At 49.3% G+C, this 16,552-nt stretch carries 15 protein-coding genes and 2 tRNA genes; 12 read left to right on the forward strand and 5 right to left on the reverse strand.

The window, feature by feature from the left end:
• Entirely contained in the window at window positions 1–207 is a 207-nt protein-coding gene (locus L5656_RS02055) for a nucleoside-triphosphatase (protein WP_297198313.1), read from the forward strand.
• Window positions 208–313: 106 nt separating this feature from the next.
• On the opposite strand, the gene rgy is transcribed toward L5656_RS02055, so the two are convergent.
• The 3 genes from rgy to L5656_RS02070 form a co-directional block, all read right to left on the reverse strand.
• Entirely contained in the window at window positions 314–3,751 is a 3,438-nt protein-coding gene (gene rgy, locus L5656_RS02060; RefSeq protein ID WP_297198316.1) for a reverse gyrase, read from the reverse strand.
• A gap of 99 nt (window positions 3,752–3,850) precedes the next feature.
• Window positions 3,851–3,926 (reverse strand) — tRNA-Lys (locus L5656_RS02065).
• Window positions 3,927–3,936: 10 nt separating this feature from the next.
• A tRNA-Arg gene (locus L5656_RS02070) sits at window positions 3,937–4,013 on the reverse strand.
• Between the two features lie 119 nt (window positions 4,014–4,132).
• On the opposite strand from L5656_RS02070, the gene L5656_RS02075 reads away from it, so the two are divergent.
• The 7 genes from L5656_RS02075 to L5656_RS02105 all read left to right on the forward strand — a co-directional run bounded on the left by L5656_RS02075 (window position 4,133) and on the right by L5656_RS02105 (window position 11,135).
• The gene (locus L5656_RS02075; RefSeq protein ID WP_297198320.1) at window positions 4,133–4,258 is read left to right on the forward strand and encodes a hypothetical protein; all 126 of its coding nucleotides are present in this window, start codon (window positions 4,133–4,135) and stop codon (window positions 4,256–4,258) included.
• A gap of 87 nt (window positions 4,259–4,345) precedes the next feature.
• Window positions 4,346–4,960, forward strand: a complete 615-nt coding sequence (locus tag L5656_RS02080; protein ID WP_297198323.1) for a DUF3786 domain-containing protein — start codon at window positions 4,346–4,348, stop codon at window positions 4,958–4,960.
• Window positions 4,961–4,979: 19 nt separating this feature from the next.
• Window positions 4,980–5,879: a hypothetical protein gene (locus tag L5656_RS02085; RefSeq protein WP_297198326.1), complete on the forward strand. Its 900-nt coding sequence runs from the start codon at window positions 4,980–4,982 to the stop codon at window positions 5,877–5,879.
• A gap of 49 nt (window positions 5,880–5,928) precedes the next feature.
• A complete protein-coding gene (locus tag L5656_RS02090) occupies window positions 5,929–6,204 on the forward strand; it encodes a tetratricopeptide repeat protein (protein ID WP_297198329.1) in 276 nt (91 codons plus the stop codon).
• Between the two features lie 89 nt (window positions 6,205–6,293).
• Entirely contained in the window at window positions 6,294–7,301 is a 1,008-nt protein-coding gene (thiL, locus tag L5656_RS02095; protein WP_297198331.1) for a thiamine-phosphate kinase, read from the forward strand.
• A gap of 38 nt (window positions 7,302–7,339) precedes the next feature.
• The gene (locus tag L5656_RS02100) at window positions 7,340–10,117 is read left to right on the forward strand and encodes a helicase C-terminal domain-containing protein (protein ID WP_297198333.1); all 2,778 of its coding nucleotides are present in this window, start codon (window positions 7,340–7,342) and stop codon (window positions 10,115–10,117) included.
• A 199-nt stretch (window positions 10,118–10,316) separates the two neighbouring features.
• Complete coding sequence (locus L5656_RS02105) at window positions 10,317–11,135, forward strand: hypothetical protein (protein ID WP_297198336.1); 819 nt, start codon at window positions 10,317–10,319, stop codon at window positions 11,133–11,135.
• 66 nt (window positions 11,136–11,201) lie between these two features.
• Here L5656_RS02105 and L5656_RS02110 read toward each other — a convergent pair whose 3' ends face one another.
• On the reverse strand, window positions 11,202–11,552 hold the full coding sequence (locus L5656_RS02110; protein ID WP_297198339.1) for a TIGR04086 family membrane protein: 351 nt from the start codon (window positions 11,550–11,552) through the stop codon (window positions 11,202–11,204).
• A 167-nt stretch (window positions 11,553–11,719) separates the two neighbouring features.
• Between L5656_RS02110 and L5656_RS02115 the strand changes: the two genes are divergently transcribed.
• From L5656_RS02115 to surE, 4 genes are all read left to right on the forward strand, one after another.
• Entirely contained in the window at window positions 11,720–12,673 is a 954-nt protein-coding gene (locus L5656_RS02115) for a hypothetical protein (RefSeq protein WP_297198340.1), read from the forward strand.
• A 6-nt stretch (window positions 12,674–12,679) separates the two neighbouring features.
• The gene (locus tag L5656_RS02120; RefSeq protein ID WP_297198342.1) at window positions 12,680–13,132 is read left to right on the forward strand and encodes a Fur family transcriptional regulator; all 453 of its coding nucleotides are present in this window, start codon (window positions 12,680–12,682) and stop codon (window positions 13,130–13,132) included.
• A gap of 92 nt (window positions 13,133–13,224) precedes the next feature.
• The gene (locus tag L5656_RS02125; RefSeq protein WP_297198345.1) at window positions 13,225–14,130 is read left to right on the forward strand and encodes a tetratricopeptide repeat protein; all 906 of its coding nucleotides are present in this window, start codon (window positions 13,225–13,227) and stop codon (window positions 14,128–14,130) included.
• 13 nt (window positions 14,131–14,143) lie between these two features.
• Window positions 14,144–14,998, forward strand: coding sequence for a 5'/3'-nucleotidase SurE (gene surE / locus L5656_RS02130; RefSeq protein WP_297198348.1), 855 nt, complete (start codon window positions 14,144–14,146; stop codon window positions 14,996–14,998).
• Here the strand turns inward: surE and L5656_RS02135 are convergent.
• The gene (locus L5656_RS02135; protein ID WP_297198351.1) at window positions 14,906–16,447 is read right to left on the reverse strand and encodes a putative polysaccharide biosynthesis protein; all 1,542 of its coding nucleotides are present in this window, start codon (window positions 16,445–16,447) and stop codon (window positions 14,906–14,908) included. The genes surE and L5656_RS02135 overlap by 93 nt on opposite strands.
• Window positions 16,448–16,552: the final 105 nt, after the last annotated feature.

Raw genomic sequence — 16,552 nt, forward strand, 5'->3', positions numbered from 1 at the left:
GTGCGACGGGAGCTGGTCTTAGCGTGTATGGATAGCCCGCTACTCCTCGTGGCCACGGTAATGGTCGCACCGCACCCATTTGCCGACCGAATCAAAGCCAGGCCGGATGTGGAGGTAATCGAGATCGGGCCGCATAACCGCAACCGTTTGCCCGCGGATCTGGCAAACAAACTAATGAAACTTAAGTCTTCCCAAGGGGAAGAGTAGGCGCGGTATTAAAAAATAGCAGGCGGCACCCCGGTAGCTTTGAATTTCAGGGCCTTTAGGGCCTGTTTCGTCTCTGCGAGCTTTTTACGCGAAAAAATAATTCCCATTAGGGAAGGATTTCTCTAACCTTATAAAGTTTCCTCAGCACCTCCTGGTAATCCTCTTTTCCTTCCGCAATAAGATCCATGGTCCTTTCTATTTCTCGGGTTAAAGCAGTGTCAGTATACTCGGGGAAGTTCTTCCTCAGATACCGGTATACCTTAAACCCCAAACGGGTAGGGTAAAGGCTCCCCCGCCGGACCGCCAGGTAACGCCGGTTAAGAAGGGTGGCTATGATTTCCGCATAGGTAGAGGGTCGACCTATGCCCTGCCGCTTCATCTCCTGGATTAGAGTACCTTCAGTATAAAGTTCTACTACTGGTATTTCCTGGTATGCCTTGTGGGTTAGCCGTGCTTTAGCATCAAGGCGGCTTACAGAAAAGCTCGGCCACATAAGGGCAAACCCGGGTGCGAGTTCATCGCACACCAGCTCGGTTTCCCAAGTATAGCTAGGCACCCGAAAGCGTACCCTGGCCTTGCGCACCCGCGCTGGCGCCATCTGCGACGCTATAAACCGGCGGAAGATAAGCCCGTAAAGGTCAATAGCCTTTTCCTGGCTCAGGTTCACCAGCCCTGCCCCCACCATCCACCTAAGCTCATCTTCCGTTAGAGGACGTGTCGGCCTTATGGCCTCGTGCGCCCCTTCCTTCCCCCAACTGCGCGGATGAAAAAGTTTTTCCCCAAACTGCTGGACAATGAAGGGCTTAGCTACAAGGAAGCGGCCTGTTTCCGAGACCCGGGTGGAATCGGTTCGGTGGTAGGTGATATATCCCGACTCAAAAAGTTCCTGGAGAAGCTTCATTGTAACCGGTGCGGACAGTCTAAGCCGGTGGAATGCTTCGGTAAGAATGGTATCCGTAGTAAAGGGTGGGAGGGGTGGCCGTTCCTCTTCGCTTGTCTCTAATATCTCCCATGTAACCTGATCGAGTTCAGCAAAAATTTTTTGGCCTAGTTTTAGGTCCGGTACTTCCAGAATCAAGTTGGCACATCCCAAAGAAAAGGTTATGCGCGCCTTCTTCTCTCGCCTCTTTTCCATGCAAGCTATCACCCACCCGAGTACCGGAGTTTGAACCCTTCCGGCAGAAAGGTGAGGGTTGCCAAATTCCTGCCAAAGGCGCCGGGATAGGCAGAAACCCACCCAGCGATCGAGTACCCGACGGGTGAGTTGGGCCTGGACACGGTGCAGGTTGATCTGCCCCGGGGTTTCTAGGGCTTTACAGAAGGCGGCGGGTGTTATTTCATGGAATTCCAGGCGAAAGATCCGGGGATTAAACGGGCGTAAGGAAAGATAAAGATCGTAAGCTATTTTTTCTCCTTCCGCGTCAGGGTCGCTGGCCACAAAAACTTCGTCTGCTTCAAAGGCTAAGTGCTGCAACCCTTGTAATACTTCTTGTTTATCCCATACTGTCCCTTCTGGATAACGGTTCGCTTCCTCAGGATCCACAAACTCCTCTCCTGTCTCCCGAGAGATCTTTATAGTATCAAAGACCGGCAAAAAGCGTTGTCCATCGGTGAGGACGCCAAAAAAACCTTGTTGCCTGCTTAAGTTAAAGACATGCCCCAGGCAAGACGTGATTATGAGGTACCGGTCACCTGCCGGTATTTCGTAGGCCACTGCTCCTTTCACCCTCCGGATCCCGGGTTTTCCCCAAAAAGACGCGATGGTACGGGCCTTGTGAGGGGACTCCACCACTACCAGTGCGGTATGAGGACCTCCTTTTACCGCAAGTTCCTTATCCCTGACCCGCCGCCTATCCTCTTCTATGCCATGCATAATTTCTTCCAGCTCGACCTTCTGTAAAGGTATAAATTCTATTTCCCCCGGACTAAAGGCGCGCAACCGCTTTTTTAAGCTGCCCAGCATCCGGCGTTCAGTACATAAAGTAATGGCTAACCCCCGCGTAAGTCCTGACGCGGTAAGGCGTGAGACCCTTCCCGAGGCTTGTAAGTACGTGGCGGCATCTCCTAAAGCCAGATAAAGCCTCCCCTCTTCCTGGTATACACTTATATCCTCTGCCGCTTTCACCTTCTCCCAAAAAGAGGGCTCTTTAAATTTTGCCTCCAGTAAAGGAAGGAGGGCTTGTATCCTTTTGTCTAGCGCAGGGTAGCGAGAGACCTCTTCAGCAGGAAGGCTTAAGTATGGCCTTAAATACCGAAGCTCCCGTAAAATTGTACGCTGCTCATCCGTTGTGAAAAAGGGAAAAAGGGCCAGCAAGAGGCCGTGCAGGGCCCCGGGAGAAGGGGATAGTTCCAGAGGAAGAAGATGGGCGGGTACCCCTACGAAGATTACATACTTAAGTACTTGGGGAAGATCTAGTCCCCGAACCAGAGGGTTCGTGGGATGGGCTAACCCTACTGCAACCTTAATTGACCCTTCCAGCAGTCTTGCTACCAGGTCTTGCGGGGCAAGTTCAAGGTAACTTTCAGCTCTAATTCCCCTGGCCTTCAAGTACATAGTGGCTTCCCTTACCCCTTCTCTACCTTCCTTTGCACTGACCAACACCAATCCCCCGGCACCCAACTTTTCGATCAACTCGGCACATCGAGCCAGCGCAGAAGCAAAATCATTTACTTCTTCGTAGCAATCCAGCACCCGACGCTGGGTACTTACCGCCCGCTGAATAGAAAAACCCATAAGTCTCTGAAAGAGGCGCACCCGCTTGTTCCGCGGCTTTAAGGTGGCGGAGGACAGGATGAGGAGCCTTTCCGGCTTCTTTCTCATCTGTTTGAGATTCTCTTCTGGTGAACGCAAGGCCTTGTCTACCTCTTCCGCGGAGTAGCCCAAGAAATGAAAAAGGCTATCTATCTGGCGGGAATTTTTAAGGAGGGCGTCAACGTCATCTATAAAAACAAAAGTGATGGGATGAACTGCAAGCTCACGCCAATGGCGATAAAAAAATTGAGTAGTTACCACCAGGACGTCATAGTTACCCTCCATAAGCTCTTTCTTTTCCTTAGCCTTACCAGTGAAACCTAAGATTTTCCTGGGATAACCGGCTCGGCCACTTAATCGGGCAAGCCTATCTACTATCTGCCAAACTAAAAGACGGGTAGGGGAGAGGATAAGGGATTTTTTCTCGTTATAAAGGCAAAGTACCAACCCCAAGGTAGTTTTACCTACACCAGGAGGAGCGATAATGGCGAAGGACTCGTCAAGAAAGAAACGCTTAGCCCACAAACGCTGCAAGGGAGAAAGGGAAAGCCCGGTTGCCCGTTGAAAAAACTCGGCAAAATTTTCAAGGCGTTCTTCGGCCCGGCAGAAAGGAGAAAGTCCCTGTAACTTATCTTTTCTTCGGAGATCACCACAAAGAGTAGCCTGCGAAAGACCTTTTCCTTCCTGTGGCAGGCAATTAGCGCAAGGGAGCCCTGCCGCCAAACGCTCATCCGTCACGCTCCCGCCGCAGTTAGGACAACCACGTGCCAGAAGGAAAAGCTCCAAGCTCATCTTTCACCTCGCTTTGGGGGTGTCTTAAGCAAGGGTAGGATGTTTAAAAAGGAGAAAATTTAAGGCCTCCCGTTATTATCGAGAGGCCTTATAACTACTTGGTGCGCCAGGTAGGATTCGAACCCACGACCCGCTGATTAAGAGTCAGCTGCTCTACCAACTGAGCTACTGGCGCACATAAAACATGGCGCGCCCGGCAGGACTCGAACCTGCGACCTCCGGACTCGGATTCCGTTACTCTATCCACCTGAGCTACGGGCGCTCACCAGCGCAGTAAAAATTATATCTAAAGAATTTTTGAGAGTCAAGCTTGAAATCCTGACTTTGCCTGTGCTATTCTATATTTAGAATGATGTATACAAAATTCAGGGGGCGAACCCGATGGAATACCTGTTGACCTGGATAGAGGGTGAAGAGGTCGGGTACCGCATACTTGAAGAAGAAGAGTTGCCAGTATTTTTAGAAGAAGAAACAGAAAAACATTGTATAACCGTTCCCCTAGCGTAAAAAAGGCCAGCTTAAAAGCTGGCCTTTTTCGTAAGTAAGAGTTTATAATTTAACTACGGATGATTTTACATCCCGGAAGGGGATAATATGGAAAAACTACCCTTTAATCTAGATGTTCCTTTAAAACTGGCCAGGGAAAAGCTTAGATCTATTGCTCCTTCTACCATAGCTCAAAACAAAAAGGTAACCTGGGATGAAGCAACGAAGGAGTTTTCTTGCCCGTTCCTCAACCTGGTCTACCGGATAACTTATCCCGACGGAAAAGTTTATGGCGAAGAAGAAATAGACCCGCGTGTTACAGTCCTATTCCTGCACTATTTAACAAGTCCCGGTTCTTCCCTTACCGGGCAGTGGATCACTTTCAAAGAATTACCCGGCGGAGCCCTTTACTCAACACCCTTTTACTACCGTGCCGTTTTCCCCCTGATCCGCGCGTTTACGCCCCATCTGGACAGTCTAGTTTCTGCAGGGGCCTCCTTAGGCGGGACAAAAGGTCACATAGGTCACGCAAGCGTCATCCTCTATCCTTTTCCCTTGGTACCCGTATATTTAAGTTTATGGGCCGGAGATGAGGAGGTCCCTCCGGGAGGCACTATTCTTTTTGATGCCTCCGTCCCTGAACACTTATCCACGGAAGACTGCGCAGTACTCGCAGAATACCTGGTTCGCCGGTTAAAGCTGGCTTATGGACAAAAGCTTTAAGTAAGAAGGAAATCCCGCAATGTTGCGAGTCGTTAGCGTAAGCCTGGGGACAACCCGGCGGGACTTCAGGGAAGAGTTAGACCTGCCCCAAGCTAAAGTGGTCATGGAGCGTATAGGTTGCCAGGGCGATTTATCCTTAGCCGCTCAGATTTTAAGCTCCCTTGACGGTCAAGTAGCCGCCCTGGGGCTGGGAGGAGCCAACTTCTACTATCATCTGGGGAACCGCCGCATCCCCTGCCCGGCTGGAAGGCACCTGGTGTGCCGGGTTTCAAAAACACCGCTGGTGGACGGCTCCGGTTGGAAACAGTTCATTGAGCCTTTAGCCGTTGAGGTTCTCCAAGGCTACGGTATATCTCTAGCTGGAAAAACCGCCCTGGTGGTATCTGTTCTGGACCGTTATTGGTTAGCCGAGTCGCTCTCCCTAGCAGGATGTAAGGTCCTGGCTGGTGACGCCCTTTTCGGTCTCAGACTACCTTGTGTGTTACCGCTATCGCTCTTCACCAAAATAGCCCACCTGACCTTACCTTTTTTAGCCCGCCTCCCCCTCCACTTCCTTTATCCCTTAGGCCCGGCACAGGAAAAGCCTGGCCGCATCTATAGCCCCTCCATTCCACAGGTTGATATTATCGCGGGGAACTGGCATTTTATCTGCCGCTACCTTCTGCCTTATCTATCTAAAAGTGAAATCCTCATAACCTGCGGGACTAACAAAGAAGATCTCCGCCTCCTGAAACAAGTAGGCGTTAAATATCTGTTGAGCACGACACCCCTCTGGAAAGCGGGCTCCCCCTCGGCCAATGCGGTAGAAGCCGTCCTTATGGCTTTGGGAGCAAAAAAGGAGGAACCCACCACCTATATAAAGCTTGCCCGGGAACTAAGATGGCTCCCTAAGCTAATTGAGTTGACTACCATCGAGTAATTTTATTCCTCCCCCGTCCATAAAATAACTAAGGGTAGGGGGGAAGGTCATGAAGGTTAAAATAGGCGAGGTATCCTTCGAACAAAGTTTCTTAGAAAATGAAGCCAATTTTCTAAATTACTTGCAGCGGGTTAGATATAACCCTGGCGATTTGGAAGCTCAGCTTGCTTTAGGCGTGCTTCATGAATATAGAGGACGGCCGGCTCAGGCTATAGGCTATTACTGGTCAGCCTACCAACTGGACCCCCACGATGAATATATACAAAACCGCCTTAAAGAATTACTTAACCTCCTTTCCCGATCCCTTGCTGAAAAGAAGCTCTAAGGCTGGAAGGAAAATCTTGCTCCAGCCTTTTTCTTATGGCAATATTAGAAAAAGATGAGGTGATAACTTAAAGGAAGGGGTTTCTGTCCTTGTACATAAAGGAGTTAGGCGAATTTGGCCTCATCGAGCGCATTCAGGAAGGCTGTCTGGTAGATCCCAAGAGAGTTGTCAAGGGCATAGGAGACGATGCGGCAGTACTCCCTTACCATCCTGGATACTTCCTCCTCGTCTCCACTGATATGCTTATCGAAGGCGTCCACTTTACCTGTGATACTGCAACCCCTTGGGAAATAGGTTATAAAGCAGCGGCGGTAAACGTAAGCGATATAGCAGCCATGGGCGGAGTACCCGAAGAGATTGTGGTCTCTATAGGGCTTCCTGCCCAGCTGGAAGTAAAATTTGTGGATGAGCTTTATCGGGGAATAAAAGAATGCTGCCGTACTTTCGGTATTAATATTGTCGGAGGGGATACGGTAGCTTCACCTAGGGCTATAGTGATCAATATCACTATCCTGGGCAAAGTAGAAACAGAAAAAATTCTTTATCGCTGTACCGCCCGTCCCGGAGATCTCATCCTGGTCACCGGTGACCTCGGAGGATCTGCTGCCGGCCTTGATTTGCTCTTAAACCCGCGGCCCTTGGACGCCGGACTTACTACCGAACTAAAGAAAAGACACCTTAGACCGCAGCCTCGCGTTAGAGAAGTGCGGGTAGCTTTACAAGATCCGGGGTTAACGGCTGCCGATGATATAAGCGATGGCCTTGCTACCGAAATAAGGGAGGTAGCCAAGGCCTCCAACGTGGGCGCCGTCATATACGCTGAGAAAATACCCCTTTCGCCCGGGCTTGAAGAGGCGGCCAAGGTTTATGGAAAATCACCTTTAGAGTATGCCCTTTTTGGCGGAGAAGATTTCGAGCTTCTCTGGACCTGCCGTCCTGAAGCTGCCGAAAGAATAAGCCGAGAAGTTGAAAAAATATGCAACACCCCTGTTACCATCATAGGAGAAATACTCCCTCGTGAGGAGGGCTTAAACCTGGTATATGAAGGGCGAAAAATTCCTCTACCGGAAGGGGGTTATAATCATTTTAAACTTTAAGTATGCCCACCAAAAATAAAATATCCCGGTGATGGCCCATGTTAGATAAACCATATGTGGTGGTGGACCTAGAAACCACCGGTCTCGATCCATCGCAAGACACCATATTGGAAATGGCGGCCCTGCGTTTTGAAGGAGGCCACCTGGTACACCGATTTAGTACCTTGGTAAATCCCAGACGACCTATCCCGCCTTATATCCAGCGCCTAACAGGCATTGGCGAGGATATGGTAAAAGAGGCACCCTTCCTAGAAGAAGTTTTACCCAATTTTATATCTCTTCTCCAGGGCGCCACAGTAATCGCACATAATGCGGCCTTCGACATGGCCTTTTTAGTTAAAGCTTTGGGCTCTCCTTGGAGCGGGCCTGTCTTAGACACTCTCGAATTAAGCCGTATCTTATTCCCTTGGTTTACCTCCCACAAGCTTCACATTTTGGCTCGCCAGTTTAATTTAGATGTAACAGAAAAGCATCGAGCCCTGGCGGACGCTAGAGTTACGGCTCAGCTTTTAGAAATTCTCTGGAGGGAAACTTTAAAGTTAAGCCCCTTCCTCCTTAAACGCTTCCAGGAAATCGTACCCTCAAGGTTAAGCTCGTGGTTTGCTGCAGCGCTTTCTGAAGCCTCCTCAGTCCCCTGTAGCGAAATAGCCGCTGAAATAGCCGCTTCCGCGGAACCCCCTCCTTTAGAAAATAAGCAAGGTCTCCAGGACGAAGCAACGTTCTCCCTGGAAAATATAGTTGAAATTTTAAGGCCCGGAGGGATGCTAGCCCAAGCTCTGCCAGAATACGAATACCGTCCCCAACAGGAAGAAGTCTTAAAAGTGGTATTTCAAGCTTTAGAAGAAGGTAAACATGCCCTAGTGGAGGCGGGAACGGGTACGGGAAAGTCCTTGGCCTATCTGCTCCCTGTTATCTTTTGGGCGCGTAAAAAAAGGTGCCGGGTAGCCATTGCTACCCATACCATAAGCTTGCAGGAACAACTCTGGCATAAAGACATACCTTTATTACAAAAGCTTTTGCCCTTTCCCTTCCGGGCCGCCATCCTTAAAGGGCGATCCAATTATATCTGCCGACGCAGGCTGTTGGAATGGGAAGAAAACTTGCCTTCCCTTGAAACACCGGAAAGGGTTTTCACTTTACGGCTCTGGCGTTGGCTGGATTTTACTTCGACTGGCGACTGGAGCGAATTTAAAACTTTACCCGAAGAGGAAGACTGGAAAAACTTGCTTTCCTCCGATAACGAAACTTGCCTCGGCGCCCATTGCCCTTTTCACGACTTAAGCTGTTTCGTAACCGCCGCGCGGCGCCGGGCCGAAGAGGCCGATGTATTTATCGTAAATCATTCCCTCTTATTGAGCGACCTGCGCCGGGGAAATCAAGTGCTTCCTCATTATTCTTACCTTATTGTCGACGAAGCCCACCACCTAGAAGATACCGCCACCGAACATCTGGCGGTGTCTTTAAGCCAAGCCACCCTCCTCTATTTTTTTAACCGGCTACAAGCGCGGACCCGGCCCCCGGGGTATTTTGCCAAGCTTCCCTTCCTGGCGGAAAAACTTTCTTCTTCTAAGAAAGCACCTTTACTCGCCCGGATAGAAAAAAGTCTTTTAGCTTTAGCTGAAGCAAAAAGAGCTACGGAGGAGTTCTTTGCTGCCCTCAGGTTCGTGTGGGAGACGGGCGAAAAAGATGGTCACCAGGATTTCACCTTACGTTTGACCGGTAAAGTGAAGGAGTTACCCGCCTGGGAATTTGTACTGGAGGCCGCCGGTGTTTTAGAGGAGACGTGGGAAAGACTCAATTATGAGCTGGAAGAACTCGCCCCTCTTCTCGACGATATAGGAGCCACCTTGCAGGCTCGAGAAGCCGAGAAGCTTTCCTCCGCCCTTAAGTCTTATTTAGATAGCCTATTCCATATCCTGGATGGCAACGAAGACGAAGAAGTCGCCTGGTTGGAAAGAAGTTCTAATGGGTGGTTTACCTTGTATAGCGCACCACTAGAAGTGGGCTCCCGGCTTATGGATATGCTTTTTCAGACTAAGGAAGCCATAGTCTTCACTTCGGCAACCTTACAGGTCGAAAAAAGTTTTTCTTTCTTCTGCCGCCGGACTGGTCTGGAGCTATTACCTCAGGAACGCCTAATAACCTGTTCGGTGGGAACACCCTTCGATTATTTAAATCAAGCCCAAGTTTTTATCGTCACAGACCTGCCTAGCCCGGGCCATTTAAGCGATGAGGACTACGCCAGCGCTACAGCAGAACCTATATTAGAGATTTCCCATGCCTCCCAAGGGCGCACGCTGATACTCTGTAATTCCCACCGCTTCCTCCGTGCCGTATACGAAAATCTGAAATCCCTTTCACCGGGGGAAATACTTTTGGGCCAGGGTATAGACGGACACCGCTTTCAACTGGTAGAGGAATTCTGCCGACACCCTCAGGCCATCCTGCTGGGTGCAAGCACCTTTTGGGAAGGAATAGATCTGCCGGGGGACCTGTTGCGTTGCCTTATAATACCCCGGTTACCCTTTCCTTCCCCCAATGTCCCGGTTCTGGCAGCCCGTTTAGAAAATTTGGCTCATCAAGGAAAGGATCCTTTTATGGACTTGAGTTTACCCCTGGCGGTTATACGCTTCCGGCAAGGCTTCGGCCGCCTCATCCGCCGCTCCACCGACAGGGGGGTAGCCGTAATCTTAGACCGCCGGATAATTTCCAAGCGTTACGGTTCTTCTTTTTTGAGTTCCTTGCCGGAAGTAAAATTAGAGTCTGGCTCCGTAAAGGATGTCGTCTCCCGACTTAAACTTTGGTTTTCCCTTTAATCACTTCCCTCGGGAGGCATTAATAGTATATATAACAAGGGAATTGGGGGTACCCCGGGGAGCGAGGTGGAAAACATGCGGGTATACTTTATACCTCTACCCTCATTTTTAAAGCGGTTGTTGAAAAAAATACTCCACCAGTAATAGCATAATCCCTGGCACCGCTCCTTAAGAATTAAATAGAAAGGAGCGGTGCTCAATGCGGCCGGCCGTGCATATTTTCATCGGTATTTTTATAGGTTGGCTTTTATCTCTTTTGTGGGGCCACATAAAGGGTAACCCCGGAGATACTTTGGCTTCCCCGGCCTTACCCGTTTTATCTCCCATTACTTCAACTTCACCATCTCCATTTGACACTATATACTACTTTTATAAAGCCGTAGAGGAAGGTAACGAAGAAAAAGTAAAAGAGCTGGTAACTCCTGAGCTGTGGTCTGAACTTAAGAAAGAAGGTTTTTTACAGCAATGGCAAGCCAGAAAAAATATGGAACCGGGCTTGCGTTTTGTAATTTTTTTGGTTTCAGAGCAAAACGTGGATGAAGAAGCGGGGCAAGCCTGGGCCCGGGGACGTGCCGAATGGGATTCTCCGCGAAAGGGTATAATCTCCTCAGAAGAGACCATAAGACTTGTACGAGTGGAAGATACCTGGAAAATAGCCTCTATAGAAAGCGAGTCTCCAGTACATGTAGCCGATGAATTCTACAGAGCCATCCAGCAAGGAGACTGGAACCGGATGCGCTCCCTGCTGGATCCGGAATATTGGAGGCTCCTTAACTCTGCTGGTATTATATCCGCGTTAAAGAAAGACTATAAAGCAAGTTCGTCAGGCGTTTACTTAGTTTTTTACATCCATGATTATGGTTTTATAAATAAAGATACGGCTTGGGTCAAGGGAGATGTAATCTGGCATCCCTTGACCCCGGAAAGCTTCGAAACCCCCGCCACTTTGAGCCTTAAGAAGACTGACAAAGGATGGGTTATCACTCGCATCACGGGTCACTGGGAGATTAAGAAATAGACTTAAAATCTGAGCGGCGGTAGCCGTAAACCCGAGATACCATCACCTTGGGATTAAGATATAGACTTAGCGCGTAGCTACCCCGGCTATACCGCCCATGGCCCCGGCCAGGAGAGAGAGCCCTAATTTCTGAGCCAACGTTTTAAAAGTTAAGGCTCCGGAAGTCCAGCTTAAGGCTGAAAGTACTAAAATGAATAATAAAGCCACTCCTAACCCCTGCCAAAGCCCCCGGGAACCAGCCATCCTGGCAGCCTGCAAAGCACCTATAAAGACTGCCAGAGCTAGGATGACCATGGCCAGAAGGGGAAGCCAACCCTCAGACAAAGGTGTAACGTAAAAAAGAAAGCCCAGTAAGACCGCCTGGAGCAGAGCGGCCACTAACGCATAAAGAAGCCCCAGTAAGAGGGTACGGGCCATACCTATTCCCTCCTTGAGAAATTTATCCACAGTTTTTCAATTTAACCTTATGCGGCTGGTAAAGATAAAAGAACTCTGGAGAGTCGGGAGGTTTTTTATTAGTTATGTCGAATTTAAAGCCGGTGGGAATAAGATTAAGATAGGTTTTTAAAAGGGGTGACATCCGGTTGCGGGAAAGTACCTTTTCCTTCTGGCAGGATGCCGAATTTAATGCCCTGGCCGATATACCTTTAACGGTTGAAGACGATGCCTATCATCCTCCCAAGGAAAGCGAGACCTTGCAGGAAAGCTGGATTTTTGAAGTTTTAACTCCGGATAACCTTTATCTTCGCATTGCCTTTACGTTAAGTAATATGCCCTTAAGTCCTAGAGCATACTATCATGTTGCCTGGTGGGGAGGACAAGAAAAGGACGAGGAAAATGCGGAAGCAGGAGCCCAAGATGTAGCCGCTTCAACTGAGCGGTGCCAATTAAAGCTCGGGCGAAGCTGGGCCGAATACAATGGAGAAAAATATTGCCTTCACCTGGAAACAAACAAGGTCACCGGAGATATTGAATTCTCCCCACTTATCGGCGGTTGGCAGCCGGGTATAGGCCGGATAGCTTACGGTGACCAGGGGTTGCGTTGTATTTACTGGCAGGTCCCTGTTCCCCGGGCTGCTGTGCAAGGTGAAGTGAGCCTGAGGGGAAAAAAGTATAACATAGAAGGTACCGGCTATCACGATCACCGCCGCTGGAACTTTCCCCTTCCGGAGGCCCTAGAAGGAGCACGCTTTGTCCGTTTATATGGAGAAGAATACACCTTCTTGGCTGCTGATTTTTGGGGCAACCTATTGTATAGCCGGCGCCATGTCCCGGCCCTTTACCTGGCCCAACGTACGGAAGTTAAGGTGAGCACCGCCAAGGTGGAAAGCAACCTTGAGGAGACTCAGGATTACACTTCCCTTGAGCTCCGGTCAGGGATAGAACCTATGATCAATTTAAAATTTACGGCTACACCTCTTATACAAGGGAAAGGCGGCTTCCGCATAGAGCGTGGCACAGGAGTGCTTCGCCTGGCCACGACCCCGGAAAAAGAAACCCAGGTATGGGGCGTGTTAGAAACCTTTTTTACAGGGTGAGAAAACATGGAAAATCAGTTAGAGGAAATTTATAAAAAGCTCCACGAACAAGACTATAAGATAACCCCCCAGCGCCAAGTTATACTTAAGGCTTTTATAAACAACGCCAATGAACACCTTAGCGCAGAAGAAGTCTACAACATTGTTAAAGACCAGTATCCCGACATAGGCTTAGCTACGGTATACCGCACCTTAGATCTTTTGGTAGATTTGGACATACTCCAGCGGATAAATTTTGGCGATGGTAGGGCAAGGTACGAATTCAGCTCACGTACTGAACACCATCACCATCACCTCATATGCCTGGCTTGCGGGAAAGTGCTGGAGTTTGACCATGATCTTTTAGAGTCCCTTGAGAACCTCATTACAAAAAAGACGGACTTTCAGATCACCGATCACCAACTAAAATTTTACGGGTATTGTCGAGAATGCAAGGAAAAGGCACCAAAGAAACCTTAACAAGTTGTTTTTTGGCGGAAATTTTTGGTGTTTAGTTGGTAGGAATTAACATATAAAAAGGAGAACCATTAGAGGCAGGAATAGGAAACCGGATGAAGGGGAGATGGGCCGTGCCTGTTCCTGCCTCACGCTATTTTCTAGAAAAAATTTACTCGCCTAGCCAAAATAAAACTCTCCTAGAAAGGGCCGAAGAATACCTTAAGAAAGGACTATATTTAGAAGCAGCTGCCTGTTATCAAGAATATTTAAAGCTTAAACCTAAAGATGCCAGTTCCTGGAACAACCTGGGTTATTGTTACCTCAGCCTCGGATACAATAAAGAAGCCCTGCATGCTTACCGGCAGGCCCTACGGTTTTGTCCCCGGGACCCGGCAGTAGCCTTCAACGCGGGTATAGCGGCTCAGAGGCTTAATTTATGGTCAGAAGCCTATAACCATTTTGCCCGCGCTCTCCGTTACGGCGAGAAGGATGCCTGTCTCTGGAATAATCTGGGAGTCTGCCTGTTCCACTTAGGAAGGCTTAAGGAGGCCATACAGTGCTACCGCCGGGCTTTAACCTTGGAACCTAAAGATACTCAGCTCTGGCTAAACTTAGGACAAACCTTAGCCGCTAATAAACGCTGGTTAGAAGCCGTGCACTGTTACGAACAGGCTTTGCGCCTCCGTCCCCAAGACCCCTTCTGTTTGCAGGTAACAGCTCAGTTCCTTATGAGCCTAGGTAAAGAAGCCCTGGCCTTAACCTATCTGGAAAAGGCTATAGATCTTGCACCCCACGACGAAGAATGCCACCTAGCCTACGCCGGTTCCCTTGTGCGCCTAGGACGTCACGAAGAGGCCCTCCTATTTCTGGAAAAACTTCTCGAGCGCTTCCCCCAAAGTAGCCGAGCCTGGGAGATAAAAGGAGATATTTATGCTAAATTAAACCTGGAGGAGGAAGCAGTTTATTGTTATAATAAAGCCTTAGGATTACCTCAAGCCTTAAACATAAAATCGTTATGAGGTGTAGCTTACTTTGCTATTCCTGTTAACTAATGACGATGGTATTACTGCCGAGGGATTGCGCGCCCTCGGCTGTAAGCTAGCTGGCCAGGGACAAGTTGTTATTGTAGCTCCGGAGAAGGAAAGAAGCGCTATAGGCCACGGCATCACCATGCATAAACCCTTGCGAGCAACCGAAGTAAAACTTGCTCCAGGCCTTAAAGGGTTCGCAGTAAACGGGACTCCCGCCGATTGTGTCAAACTCGCCCTGGAAGCGCTGGTACCCCAGCCGCCTGATGTGGTGGTCTCTGGGATTAACCGGGGAGAAAATTTAGGAACGGATGTACTTTACTCGGGGACTGTTTCCGGAGCCATAGAAGGTTGCATTAACGGGATCCCTTCGTTAGCCGTATCTTTAGCAGGGGAGAGAGAACCTGACTACAGTTTTGCAGCAGCTTTTACAGCCTCCCTGTGCCAGTATATAGCCCGGCGGGGTCTACCTCCATGGACCTTTTTAAATGTAAACATCCCTAACCTGCCCCCGCAAGATATTGCCGGTGTGGCCCTGACCCGGTTAGGTCAGAGGCGCTACATCAATACCATCGAAAGGCGTGTAGATCCCCGGGGGAGGGCCTATTTCTGGCTGGCTGGAGAGGTAAAAGATCTCGATGCAAACCCAGATACAGATATAGGCGCCGTGCTTCGAAAATTTATCTCCATAACCCCTTTACATTTGGACCTAACGGACCACCGTTTCCTCGAACAGTTGCAGCGCGAATTACCTTTACTACAGGGTTTAAATCCTTTTCCAAAGGGCCAGGGAGCGGAGGGATATGGTGCGGGTCAGAAGAAGGGCAACGATATAAGTTATACTTGCGATAAGGAGTAGCCCAACCAGTTCCCTCCATCCTATGCTCCAAGCCGACCTCTGTAACAATTTAATGCTTACACCCATGACCAATGCGGCCAGACAAGGCCGTCCGAAGAGATCTAAAAAGTTAAAACGCAGGTGGATGAGGCGGCATATTGCCAGCAGGTTAAGGGAAGTGCTCAAAAAAGCGCCCAAATTTATTCCCCAGGCTGCTCCCTTTATACCCCAGAGCGGGGTTAAAAAGTAAATTACCACAAGGTCCGCAGCTCCATCAACCAAGGTGGTGTAGAGGTTAATTTTCATAGCCCCTAAACCCTGTAGGATACCGCTGGTGGTCTGCTGTAAATATAAAAAGAGACATCCCCAAGCTAAAATCTTAAGAGGTGCGCCGGCTTCCGGCGCCTTAAATATTATGTCGGAGATTTCCGTAGCCAGAAAAAGAAAGAACATGGCAAAGGGTAGCCCGCTTAAGACTGTAACCTTAAGGGCTTGAAAGGACCGTCTCTGAAGCAGGCTGTAGTTCTCTAAAGCCTGAGCCTCTGCCATACCCGGCACCATGGCCATGGCTATCGCTACCGTAATGGTCATAGGGAGGTAAACCAGGGTTAAGGCTATGCCAGAATACTGGCCGTATAAAGCCGTGGCTTCCCGCAGGCTGGCTCCCCAAAGCTGAAGCCTGTGGGGTATTAAAATGGCTTCCAAGGTAAGGGTTAGACCGGTGGCAGCCCTCGCCAGGGTGGCCGGAACGGCCAAGCGGGCAAGAGTCAAAAAATCCTTCAAGACAATAGGCTGCCCTTCCCCCGCTAGATAGTACGGGCTCGCTTGCCGGAAAATCAGCAGGCTTATTATTAACCCCACGGCCTCACCTAAAACCATACCCCAAGCTAGACCTGCTGCACCCCATTCTATCCCCCTAGGCAACAAATGTAGGGCCAACCCCAAACCGGAGCTAACCCTGGTCACCTGCTCTATTACTTGGGCCAGCGCCAAAGGCCCCATAAGCTTCAATCCCTGAAAATACCCGCGGAAAGCGGAGCAGGTGCACACCAAGGGTAAAGCTAGCATCATTACCATAAAGACAGGATATACGCGTTCATCGGCGAAGAGACGTCCTAATAAAGGGGCTCCAAAATAAAGGATAGCGGTAAAGACTAAACCGCTAAACACAAGAAAGAACAAAGACAGATGAAAGACATTCCGGACCAACCCCCATTCTCCCCGGGCCGCGCGTTCGGCGACAATTTTGGCTAAAGCCAGCGGAAGCCCGGCAGTGGCCACAACCAAGACAAAAGTATAAAAAGGGAAAACCATCTCATAAAGCCCCATGCTTTCCGGGCCGATAAGCCGTATAACCAAAATACGGTAGACAAAACTTAAAACCTTATTTAAAAAATTAGCCAGGGTAAGAATGGCCGCGCCCTGCCAGAGGCCCGTCCCTAGCATTAATCCTTCACCTCTATTTTCCATCCTTATGCTTACCCCTTCGGGTTTATCCCAGCAAAAAATCTGGTTTGCAAAAAAGGATTTTTTTAAAATGAAAGCCAATTATATTCTTTAGAAGGTATTCTTAAA

Source organism: Thermanaeromonas sp. (assembly GCF_021890735.1).
Classification (GTDB): Bacteria; Bacillota; DSM-521; order Neomoorellales; family Neomoorellaceae; genus Thermanaeromonas.

Coding starts and splice junctions, on each gene's coding strand:
- L5656_RS02120 (WP_297198342.1), top strand. CDS start 12,680: ATGGAAAATCAGTTAGAGGAAATTTATAAAAAGCTCCACGAACAAGAC.
- L5656_RS02125 (WP_297198345.1), top strand. CDS start 13,225: ATGAAGGGGAGATGGGCCGTGCCTGTTCCTGCCTCACGCTATTTTCTA.
- L5656_RS02085 (WP_297198326.1), top strand. CDS start 4,980: ATGTTGCGAGTCGTTAGCGTAAGCCTGGGGACAACCCGGCGGGACTTC.
- L5656_RS02075 (WP_297198320.1), top strand. CDS start 4,133: ATGGAATACCTGTTGACCTGGATAGAGGGTGAAGAGGTCGGGTACCGC.
- L5656_RS02100 (WP_297198333.1), top strand. CDS start 7,340: ATGTTAGATAAACCATATGTGGTGGTGGACCTAGAAACCACCGGTCTC.
- L5656_RS02080 (WP_297198323.1), top strand. CDS start 4,346: ATGGAAAAACTACCCTTTAATCTAGATGTTCCTTTAAAACTGGCCAGG.
- L5656_RS02110 (WP_297198339.1), bottom strand. CDS start 11,552: ATGGCCCGTACCCTCTTACTGGGGCTTCTTTATGCGTTAGTGGCCGCT.
- rgy (WP_297198316.1), bottom strand. CDS start 3,751: ATGAGCTTGGAGCTTTTCCTTCTGGCACGTGGTTGTCCTAACTGCGGC.
- L5656_RS02090 (WP_297198329.1), top strand. CDS start 5,929: ATGAAGGTTAAAATAGGCGAGGTATCCTTCGAACAAAGTTTCTTAGAA.
- L5656_RS02105 (WP_297198336.1), top strand. CDS start 10,317: ATGCGGCCGGCCGTGCATATTTTCATCGGTATTTTTATAGGTTGGCTT.
- L5656_RS02135 (WP_297198351.1), bottom strand. CDS start 16,447: ATGGAAAATAGAGGTGAAGGATTAATGCTAGGGACGGGCCTCTGGCAG.